We start from the raw sequence: 10,040 nt of genomic DNA, 5'->3' as shown, positions 1-10,040 counted from the left end.
TCCCCGGGACGGACTCGAACCGCCGACCCAGTGATTAACAGTCACTTGCTCTACCGACTGAGCTACCGGGGAATGGTCAGAAGGGCGCGTATGTTATGGCGGAAGCCGGGGCAGGGTCAAGGCGAACGGCTAAGAACAGGTCAGCGGTCCGTTGCTGGAGCTGACGGATGAAACCCGTGGACGGCCGGTTCCGAGCAAAATAATGGCTTTTGCCTTATCCGTGCCGCGGTTGTCGCAAAACGTAAATGTCCCGTTCGGCTCGACCATTCCGGCCGGCTTATAGGTAACATAGCGATCATGATTGAGCGCACCGGCAAAATTCAGCGCCAGGGCGTCCAATGGTTGTTCAATTTTTATTATTGTTTCACCGTCATCGATTTGGCGATTGACGTTGTTATCAACGAAAATCATCCAGCCTTTATGCCACTCCGACCCCGTGGCGCAGCCGGCACCATCTTCGGTTTTGCACAGGGTCACGGCAATTCCACGTTTGATCGCCTCACTGCGCGCCAGACTCAGGTCGCCTATGAGCTGATTCACCGTGGCGGTCATGCGTGAATCCTGAACCAGACCAGTCATGCCGATGGCGCCAAGACTGAGAACACCGGCGACAGCGGATGTGACCATCAGATCAAAAATGGAATAACCCGACTGAGCAGAGCGTGAACTCACGCGCCGTGATTTGTACCATAAACCATGAAAATTGCTGTTCATCTCCCCACCCCCCCCTATTTTTTATTATGACCACCGGCCAGAGATGGCAGGTGGCTTGTCTTTTTGTTAAGGCCTTAAGGCCGGTTTGGGGGGAAATTATGCCTGTTCAGGCCATACCTGAAAAGCAGGGAGAGGGGATATGAAGCTAAGTAACGGTACCGAGAAGACTTTCTATACGGTCAAGCGCCTTGTTCAACGTCTCCATGGAGGTAGCATAGGACAGACGCAGGTGGCCTTCGGCACCGAAGGCCGAGCCGGGCACCAGTGCCACTTCAGCTTTATTCAGAAGGTATTCGGCCATATCGGTGTCGTTATTCACGCCACTCGTAGCAGCAATGGCCTTGCTGAAATCCGGGAACGCATAAAAGGTTCCTTCGGAAGGCAGGCAACGTACTCCGCGAATTTTATTCAAGCGGCTTACCAGACGATCGTGCCGTTCCTTGAAGGCGCGCACCATCGGCGTGATGCAACCTTGATCTCCATTCAATGCCGCTTCGGCGGCGACTTGTGCGATCGAGGTCGGGTTGGACGTGCTCTGTGATTGAATCTTGGCCATGGCCGCGATAAGAGGCTTCGGCCCGGCGGCATAGCCGATGCGCCAGCCGGTCATGGCGTACACCTTCGAAACACCGTTTAGCACAATCGTGCGATCTTTCAGATCAGGACAGGCATTGAGAATGTTACTGAAGGGTTCTTTCGTCCAAAGGATATGTTCATACATATCATCGGTGGCAATCAGCACATGTGGATGCTTGCGCAGCACCTCACCTAATGCCGTCAGTTCCGTGCGCGTATAAACAGCCCCCGTCGGATTGGAAGGACTGTTGATGACGAGCAAACGCGTCTGGCGTGTAATGCTACGCTCGAGTTGTTCCGGACGAATCTTGAACGCCTGATCAATACCCGCCGAGATAATGACGGGGCTGGCATCGGCCAGCAGCACCATGTCGGGGTAAGACACCCAGTAAGGCGCCGGAATGATAACTTCGTCGCCGTTGTCGAGCAGTGCTTGTGCTAAATTGAAAAAACTCTGCTTGCCGCCAACCGAAACGAGAACTTCTTCCGGCGTGTAGTCGAGTCCATTATCGCGCTTGAATTTAGCGATTACCGCTTGCTTGAGGCCAGGTGTGCCGTCCACGGCCGTGTACTTGGTAAAACCCTCACGTATGGCCCGGATAGCCGCTTCTTTGATGTGTTCCGGCGTGTCGAAATCGGGTTCGCCGGCGCCCAGGCCGATGACGTCTTTGCCCTGCGCCTTGAGCGCTTTGGCACGGGCGTCGACAGCAAGGGTGGGGGAGGGCTTGATACGATTGACGCGGTTGGAGAGGCGGATGGTGGACAACGGTTCCTCGCGAATTCAAGTCCTGAAAAACGCGGTAATATACCCGCAAGTCAGTCGAAAAACGATAGCACATGAGCCACCCGTTCGAACTTTCCAGTTTATTCTTGCCTGCCGGCGACCAGCCACAGGCAATCGCGGCGCTGATGGCGGGACTGGCGCAGGGCGAGACCTGTCAAACGCTGCTGGGTGTCACGGGTTCCGGCAAGACCTTTACCGTCGCTAATGTCATCCAGCAGCTACAGCGGACGACGCTGGTGCTGGCGCCTAACAAAACACTCGCCGCACAGCTCTATTCCGAGTTCCGCGATTTCTTCCCACACAACGCCGTGGAGTATTTCGTGTCGTATTACGACTACTACCAGCCTGAGGCCTATGTTCCCTCGTCGGATACTTATATAGAGAAAGACGCTTCGATTAACGAGCAGATCGAGCAGATGCGCTTGTCGGCCACCAAGGCGCTGCTCGAACGCGAGGACGCCATCATTGTTGCCACCGTATCGGCCATCTATGGCTTGGGCGATGTGGACGCCTATCACGGAATGATTCTGCACTTGCGCCAGGGCACGGCCATGCCGCAGCGCGCCATTCTTCAGCGTCTTACGGAGATACAGTACACACGTAACGATGTTGAGCTGCGCCGTGGAACTTTCCGGGTTCACGGAGATGTCATCGATATATTTCCTGCCGAGTCGGAGAAACTGGCGGTGAGAGTCGAATTGTTCGGAGACGATATTGAAACACTTTCCGAATTCGACCCTTTGACCGGCGAAGTAGATAACCGTCCGGTACGGTTCACCATCTATCCTTCATCGCATTACGTTACGCCGCGCGACACCATTCTGAACTCGATCAGCAAGATCAAAAACGAGCTGCGCGAACGTCTGGAGCAGCTGCGCAGCGCAGACAAGCTGGTTGAAGCACAACGTCTGGAGCAACGCACATTATATGATCTGGAAATGATGCGAGAAGTAGGTTACTGCTCTGGAATTGAAAACTATTCGCGCTATCTTTCCGGACGAAACGCAGGCGAGCCGCCACCGACGCTCATTGATTATCTTCCGAAAAATGCGCTGCTGATTATCGATGAAAGCCATGTGACCATTCCACAGCTTGGAGGTATGTACAAGGGCGACCGTTCACGCAAGGAGACGCTCGTCGAGTACGGTTTTCGCTTGCCCTCGGCATTGGACAATCGTCCGCTGCGCTTCGATGAATTTGAGAGGTTGATGCCACAAGCCATTTTCGTCTCAGCAACGCCCGGGCCGTATGAACTGCAACGATCGCAAGGCTTGGTTGTCGATCAGGTGGTGCGGCCCACCGGCTTAATCGATCCGGAGGTCGAGGTAAGACCGGCGACCGCACAAGTGGACGATCTGCTGTCGGAGGTCCGGGCACGCGCAAGCGTCGGTGAGCGCGTGCTGGTTACCACGCTGACCAAGCGCATGTCGGAGGATCTCACGGAATACCTGCACGAACATGATGTTCGCGTGCGCTATCTGCACTCGGACATTGAAACCATCGAACGTGCCGAGATTATCCGCGACCTGCGTGCGGGTGTTTTCGATGTGCTGGTTGGCATCAATTTATTGCGTGAGGGGCTGGATCTTCCGGAGGTGTCGCTGGTCGCCATCCTCGATGCTGACAAGGAGGGCTTTCTGCGTTCAACGCGTTCCCTGATCCAGACCATGGGCCGCGCCGCGCGGCACATTAACGGCAAGGCCATCCTTTACGCCGATCGGGTCACGGATTCGATGCGTGCCGCTCTCGGCGAAACCGAGCGTCGCCGATTGCGACAAATTGCCTACAACCAGGAACATGGCATCACGCCCAAAGGCATCATCAAGGCGGTCAAAGAGATCATCGACGGCGTAACGCCGGCGCATCCGTTGTACGACACCAAAGGCTACGGTTCGAAATCCGCACATGCCGGAAGTGAGTTTCTGCGTGCCGCCGAGGAAGAGGCCGAATATGCCGCCATGGCACCGGGCACATTGGCCAAGCTGCTCGACAAGCTGGAAAAGCAGATGTATGCCCATGCGCGCAACCTGGAGTTCGAAAAGGCGGCGGCGGTACGTGACAAAGCTCGCCTCCTGCGCGAGCGCAACTTCGGTCTGGTTCGGGGTGGCGGGACTTAACGGGGAAAACCGAGTAGTCTGCTGGGAAATAAGCGCCGGGTCTCGGAAAGATCGCACATTAGGGCAAAGTCGTCGCTGCTGACAGAACGGATCGAAATAGAGCGGAGCGCATGGATTAAAGTTGCCTGGATACAGATTGACCAGAACCATCCACAAACCTTGGTCCGTTTCTTGCGGCTATTATTTAGTTAGGAGTCTATTCATATCCCGCAAGGAACAAGAGGTGCCCCATGAAACGTCTGCTTAGTCTCCTTATCGCCAGCCTTGGACTGATTATGGTCTCCTTGGCCTTTGCCGCCGCCGAAAGTTCGCCCGTGACCAAGAAATTGACCTGGGCGGGCTGTGGCATATCCAAAAACGCCTTCATGGCCGAAATGGTCGCCGCCTATAAGAAAAAGACTGGCATCGAGGTCGAACTCAAAGGCGGCGGCGCCACCAAAGGCATTCGCGAGGTGGCGTCCGGAGCAGCCAGTATCGGTGGCACGTGCCGGCACGTGATCGAGAATCCGGAGACGCTTATCACTTTGCCGGAAGAGCGGCGCGTGCAGCTGATCCCCGTTGCCTGGGATGCCCTGGTCGTGATCGTCCACAAGGACAACCCGGTCGACAATATCACGTTCGACCAGCTGCGGAATCTCTATCTCGGCAAGATCGCCAACTGGAAACAACTGGGCGGGCGCGACGCACCCATCGAACTCTATGTCCGCCAAGGCAAGATCTCCGGCGTCGGTCGCACCTTGCGCGAGCTGGTGTTCAACGACTACGACATCGACTTCGTCGCCAAACACGTGGTGGAAGAATCCGCCACGCTTGAGAAGGACATGGTGTTGAATCCGAACGGGGTGGGCATCACTGGCATTTCCAGCGCGCGCAAGATCAAGGACATCGCCAAGATACTTAAACTGGATGGCAAGGAGCCGAGCTATGAGAACATCAAGAACGGCGATTACCTGTTGTACCGTCCGCTGTACATGGTGACACAGATGCAGAAACCGGACCCGGAAGTCCGGAAATTCCTGGAATTCGTCATGGGCACGGAGGGACAAAACATCATGCGCAGCGTCGGCACGGTGCCGTACGAGGACGGCATCCGCTTGTGGCTCAAATATCTCGACCAGCAGAACAAGGCCATCGCCAAGATGCGCGACAAGGCGGCCAAGATCGAAACCAAGGCCCCGAAGGCGAAGGGTGGACAGAAAACGCGTTAATCGCGCCAAGCTTGTGAGGCGCCGCACAGCTATGCTATTTTGCGCGCCAGTTTGCAGGCGCGTAGCTCAGTGGTAGAGCACCACCTTGACATGGTGGTGGTCGGTGGTTCGATCCCACTCGCGCCTACCAGAGTGAAAGGAATCGCGCGTAGCGCGCTCGGCTCGCCTCCCTCTCCCCTCGCGGGAGAGGGAATGAGGGTGAGGGGGAACGGTTCCAAGTGTTGTTGCTCACGCGGCCATTCGTAGCGGCCGCCACTGACGAAAGGGTCTCAAAATGCCAGTCATCACGCTGCCAGACGGCAGCCGCCGTGAATATCCCAAACCCGTGACGGTCGCCGAGATTGCCGCGAGCATTGGCGCCGGTCTGGCACGCGCCGCGCTCGCGGGACGCGTTAATGACAGGTTGGTCGATACCTCTTATTTGGTTGAACAGGATGCCACGCTAGCGATCATTACCGACAAGAGCCCGGAGGGGATCGAAGTGATCCGGCACTCCACCGCGCATTTGTTGGCGCACGCGGTGAAAGAATTGTTTCCCGAGGCACAGGTGACCATCGGCCCGGTGATTGAAAACGGCTTTTACTATGATTTTGCCTTCAAGCGCGGATTCACTGAAGAAGACCTGGTGAAGATCGAAGAGCGCATGCGCGAAATCGTCAAACGCGACTATCCCGTGGTGCGCACGGTCATGCCACGCGATGAGGCCGTTCAATTCTTCCGCGACATGGGGGAGGAATATAAGGCTGAAATCATTGCGGGCATTCCCGCCGGTGAAAATATATCACTGTACCGCCAGGGTGAATTCATTGATCTTTGTCGCGGGCCGCATGTGCCATCAACCGGCAAGCTCAAGGCCTTCAAGCTCATGAAGGTGGCCGGCGCCTACTGGCGTGGCGATTCGCACAATGAAATGCTGGCGCGTATCTACGGAACGGCCTGGACCAACAAAGAAGCGCTCGATGCCTATCTGCACCAGATCGAAGAAGCCGGGAAGCGCGACCATCGCAAGATTGGGCGAAGCCTCGATCTGTTTCACATGCAGGAAGAGGCGCCGGGCATGGTGTTCTGGCATGAGCGTGGCTGGCGTCTCTATCAGACCATCGAGCAATACATGAGTAAGCTGTGGCGTGAGCACGGTTACCGTGAAATCCGCACCCCGCAGCTCGTAGACCGGTCTCTCTGGGAAAAATCCGGTCATTGGGAAAAATTTCACAACGACATGTTCATCACCGAGTCGGAAAAACGACTCTATGCGGTCAAACCGATGAACTGTCCCTGTCATATCCAGATTTATAATCAGGGGCTGAAGAGTTACCGCGACCTGCCGCTACGACTGGCCGAGTTCGGTTCCTGCCATCGCAATGAACAATCCGGTGCCCTGCATGGCCTGTTGCGTCTGCGCAGCTTTGTGCAGGACGACGCCCATATCTTCTGCACCGAAAATCAGATTCAGGCTGAGGTCTCGGCGTTTATTGATTTGCTCCACCGTGTCTATGCCGATTTCGGCTTTCAGGATATCGTTTACAAGCTCTCCACCCGGCCGGCCAATCGCATTGGTTCTGACGAGAGCTGGGACAAGGCCGAACACGCCCTGGAGCAGGCGCTGAATGCCAAGAAGCTCAAATGGGACCTACAGCCGGGGGAGGGGGCGTTCTATGGCCCCAAAATCGAATTTTCGCTCAAGGACAGCCTGGGTCGGGTATGGCAGTGCGGCACCATCCAGGTGGATTTCTCCATGCCGGGACGGCTGGGCGCCACCTATATCGCCGAGGACGGCAGTAAACAGGTCCCGGTCATGCTGCACCGGGCCATTCTCGGCTCGCTGGAGCGTTTTATAGGCATTCTGATCGAGGAGCATGCCGGGGCCCTGCCCGCGTGGTTGGCTCCGGTACAGGCCGTTGTCCTGACCATTACCGACGAGCAGCAGGATTACGCCCGAAAGCTCGAAAAAACCCTGACAAAACACGGCTGGCGGGTCGAGTCTGACTTGAGAAACGAAAAAATAGGCTTTAAGATTCGCGAACATACCTTACAGCGCATTCCCTATCTGCTGGTGGTAGGTAAGAACGAGGCGCAGGAAGGTACCTTAGCCGTGCGCACGCGCAAAGGTGAGGATCTGGGCGGGATGACGCCGGAGGCGTTCCACGCCAAACTCACCAATGAGACCGCGAGCCGCGGCATTACTATTTTGGAGGAACAGAAACATCGCGACGGATAAAGAGGTTCGTGTCAACGGGCGCATCAATGCCCCGAAAGTCAGGTTGATCAGTAACGACAGCCAGCAAATTGGCATAGTACCCATCAGTGATGCATTACGTAAGGCGGAAGAAGCTGGCCTCGATCTCGTGGAAATTTCACCCAATGCGGAGCCGCCGGTATGCCGCATCATGGATTTCGGCAAATACCAGTACGAAGAGAGCAAACGCAAACACGCGGCCAAGCGCAAGCAGAAACAAATTCAGATCAAGGAGGTCAAGTTTCGCCCTGGTACGGATGTCGGCGATTACCAGACGAAACTTCGCAACCTGATCCGTTTTCTGGAAGAGGGCGACAAGACCAAAATTACTTTGCGTTTCCGTGGACGCGAGCTGGCACACACGGAGCTTGGCCTGGAAATGCTCAAGCGCCTGGAAAGCGATTTAAAGGATTACGGTATCGTGGAGCAGTTTCCACGGTTGGAAGGCAAGCAGATGGTGATGGTGCTGAATCCCAAACCGGGGGCCATCAAAGTCGTCAAGAGCGAAAAGTCTGCGCCGAAGGCGGCGCCAAAACCTGAGCCGAAGGCGGAACCCAAAATCAAGACGGCGACCTAGCCGCTGAACTTTTTTTACAACTGCGACCGAACGGGCCACGCATGTGCCCGCAGGCGCTTACTTTGAAGGAGTATCAAACATGCCCAAGCTGAAAACCAATCGCGGCGCGGCCAAGCGATTTAAAAAAACCGCGAGTGGCGGATTCAAGCGTGCACGCTCGCATCTGCGCCATATCCTCACCAAGAAAAGCTCCAAGCGTAAACGTCAATTACGCGGGACGACGACGGCGTACAGCACCGATGTCGCCGGCCTGCGCCGCTTGCTGCCTTACAGCTGAGGAGAATAGAACATGCCAAGAGTCAAACGTGGAGTCACGGCCGGCGCGCGCCACAAAAAGGTGCTGGCGCAGGCCAAGGGTTATTACAACGCACGCCGCAAGGTCTATCGCGTTGCCAAACAGGCGGTCGCCAAGTCCGGCCAATACGCCTATCGTGACCGACGCGTCCGCAAGCGCGAGTTCCGCGCCCTGTGGATTGCCCGCATCAATGCCGCCGCGCGCGAGTGCGGTCTTTCGTACAGCCGATTTATGAACGGGCTCAAAAAGGCTACCATCGACATCGACCGCAAAATCCTGGCCGATATTGCGGTGCACGACAAGAAATCCTTTTCCGTTCTGGCTGACAAGGCCAAAACGGCCCTGGCAAGCTGATGTCCTGATGGCGGCACGCGCTGCCTCATGATGCGGTAACGCAGAGAAGCGGCACAGGGATGTGCCGTTTGCGGACCAAAGGATGGAAAGGGAAAGGTCAACTGGCCTTTCCCTTTATTTTTTGCAGATTGATAAAACGTGACTGAAACAATAAGCGCAATCGAAGAGCAGCTGAAGACGCTGATGCGAGACGCGGAGATGGCCGTGGCCACGGCGATTGATGCGGCGGCTGTCGAAGACATTCGCGTCAGGTATCTGGGCAAGAAAGGCGCGCTGACCGAACAACTGAAGAACCTCGGCAAGCTGTCAGCAGAAGATCGTCCGCGTGCCGGCGCCATCGTCAATCAGGCCAAGGAAGCGCTTCAGGAGAAACTTGGCGCGCGTAAGCAGCAACTGGAAACCTCAGCGCGTGACAATCAACTGTTGCGTGAGATAGTCGACGTAACCATGCCCGGGCGCGGCGTGCGTCAAGGTGGGCCACACCCGATCACGCGCACGCTGGAACGCCTTGAAATCCTGTTCACACGCATGGGATTTGCCGTTGCCGAAGGTCCTGAAATTGAAGACGACTACCATAATTTCGAGGCCCTCAACATTCCCGCGAATCATCCGTCACGGGCGATGCATGATACGTTCTATTTCGACGCGCACCGGCTCTTGCGCACACATACTTCTCCGGTGCAAATTCGTTACATGAAACAGCATAAGCCGCCGCTACGCATCATCGCACCCGGGCGCGTCTACCGTTGCGATTCGGATGTTACCCATACGCCCATGTTTCATCAGATTGAGGGCTTGATGGTGGACAAGCACGTAAGTTTTGCCGATCTCAAAGGGATATTGGAGGACTTTCTGATGCAGTTCTTCGAAAAATCGCTGAAACTGCGTTTTCGCCCGTCTTACTTTCCCTTCACCGAACCCTCGGCGGAAGTGGACATCAGCTGTGTCATCTGCGGCGCCAAAGGCTGTCGCGTTTGCAAAAATACCGGCTGGCTCGAGGTGCTGGGTTGCGGCATGGTACACCCGGAGGTTTTCCGGCACGTTGGCATCGACAGTGAGCGCTGGACCGGGTTTGCTTTTGGTTTGGGCGTGGAACGCCTGGCCATGCTGCGCTATGGCGTGAGTGATTTGCGGTTGTTCTACGAAAACGATTTGCGTTTCCTGCAACAGTTCAGATAA

At 56.0% G+C, this 10,040-nt stretch carries 8 protein-coding genes, 2 tRNA genes and 1 pseudogene; 8 read left to right on the top strand and 3 right to left on the bottom strand.

The genetic code is table 11. From position 1 onward, the window contains the following. From NUV55_RS02330 to NUV55_RS02320, 3 genes are all read right to left on the bottom strand, one after another. Positions 1-72 (bottom strand) — tRNA-Asn (locus tag NUV55_RS02330). 57 nt (positions 73-129) lie between these two features. Next, positions 130-552 carry a GspH/FimT family protein gene (locus NUV55_RS02325; RefSeq protein ID WP_296670026.1) on the bottom strand — a complete coding sequence of 141 codons (423 nt, stop codon included), beginning with the start codon at positions 550-552 and terminating at the stop codon, positions 130-132. A 307-nt stretch (positions 553-859) separates the two neighbouring features. Next, the gene (locus NUV55_RS02320) at positions 860-2,056 is read right to left on the bottom strand and encodes a pyridoxal phosphate-dependent aminotransferase (RefSeq protein WP_296670025.1); all 1,197 of its coding nucleotides are present in this window, start codon (positions 2,054-2,056) and stop codon (positions 860-862) included. A gap of 71 nt (positions 2,057-2,127) precedes the next feature. On the opposite strand from NUV55_RS02320, the gene uvrB reads away from it, so the two are divergent. From uvrB to pheS, 8 genes and pseudogenes are all read left to right on the top strand, one after another. Continuing rightward, on the top strand, positions 2,128-4,191 hold the full coding sequence (gene uvrB / locus NUV55_RS02315; protein ID WP_296670023.1) for an excinuclease ABC subunit UvrB: 2,064 nt from the start codon (positions 2,128-2,130) through the stop codon (positions 4,189-4,191). A gap of 230 nt (positions 4,192-4,421) precedes the next feature. After that, positions 4,422-5,399, top strand: coding sequence for a phosphate ABC transporter substrate-binding protein (locus tag NUV55_RS02310; protein ID WP_296670022.1), 978 nt, complete (start codon positions 4,422-4,424; stop codon positions 5,397-5,399). Positions 5,400-5,454: 55 nt separating this feature from the next. Continuing rightward, positions 5,455-5,529 (top strand) — tRNA-Val (locus NUV55_RS02305). A gap of 144 nt (positions 5,530-5,673) precedes the next feature. After that, the gene (thrS, locus tag NUV55_RS02300; protein WP_296670020.1) at positions 5,674-7,617 is read left to right on the top strand and encodes a threonine--tRNA ligase; all 1,944 of its coding nucleotides are present in this window, start codon (positions 5,674-5,676) and stop codon (positions 7,615-7,617) included. Further along, positions 7,559-8,113: pseudogene (gene infC, locus NUV55_RS02295) on the top strand (translation initiation factor IF-3); the annotation flags it as partial. The gene thrS and the pseudogene infC, both read left to right, overlap by 59 nt. A gap of 178 nt (positions 8,114-8,291) precedes the next feature. Next, positions 8,292-8,489: a 50S ribosomal protein L35 gene (rpmI, locus tag NUV55_RS02290; protein ID WP_296670017.1), complete on the top strand. Its 198-nt coding sequence runs from the start codon at positions 8,292-8,294 to the stop codon at positions 8,487-8,489. Between the two features lie 12 nt (positions 8,490-8,501). Further along, positions 8,502-8,861, top strand: a complete 360-nt coding sequence (rplT, locus tag NUV55_RS02285) for a 50S ribosomal protein L20 (RefSeq protein ID WP_296670015.1) — start codon at positions 8,502-8,504, stop codon at positions 8,859-8,861. A 183-nt stretch (positions 8,862-9,044) separates the two neighbouring features. Further along, complete coding sequence (gene pheS / locus NUV55_RS02280) at positions 9,045-10,040, top strand: phenylalanine--tRNA ligase subunit alpha (protein WP_367280322.1); 996 nt, start codon at positions 9,045-9,047, stop codon at positions 10,038-10,040.

Origin of the sequence: Sulfuricaulis sp., assembly GCF_024653915.1 — a bacterium.
GTDB lineage: Bacteria > Pseudomonadota > Gammaproteobacteria > Acidiferrobacterales > Sulfurifustaceae > Sulfuricaulis.
The sequence above is the reverse complement of the archived record's forward strand: the minus strand, read 5'-3'. Positions and strand labels throughout refer to the sequence as shown.

Coding starts and splice junctions, on each gene's coding strand:
- rpmI (WP_296670017.1), top strand. CDS start 8,292: ATGCCCAAGCTGAAAACCAATCGCGGCGCGGCCAAGCGATTTAAAAAA.
- pheS (WP_367280322.1), top strand. CDS start 9,045: ATGCGAGACGCGGAGATGGCCGTGGCCACGGCGATTGATGCGGCGGCT.
- NUV55_RS02310 (WP_296670022.1), top strand. CDS start 4,422: ATGAAACGTCTGCTTAGTCTCCTTATCGCCAGCCTTGGACTGATTATG.
- rplT (WP_296670015.1), top strand. CDS start 8,502: ATGCCAAGAGTCAAACGTGGAGTCACGGCCGGCGCGCGCCACAAAAAG.
- thrS (WP_296670020.1), top strand. CDS start 5,674: ATGCCAGTCATCACGCTGCCAGACGGCAGCCGCCGTGAATATCCCAAA.
- NUV55_RS02325 (WP_296670026.1), bottom strand. CDS start 552: ATGACCGCCACGGTGAATCAGCTCATAGGCGACCTGAGTCTGGCGCGC.
- uvrB (WP_296670023.1), top strand. CDS start 2,128: ATGAGCCACCCGTTCGAACTTTCCAGTTTATTCTTGCCTGCCGGCGAC.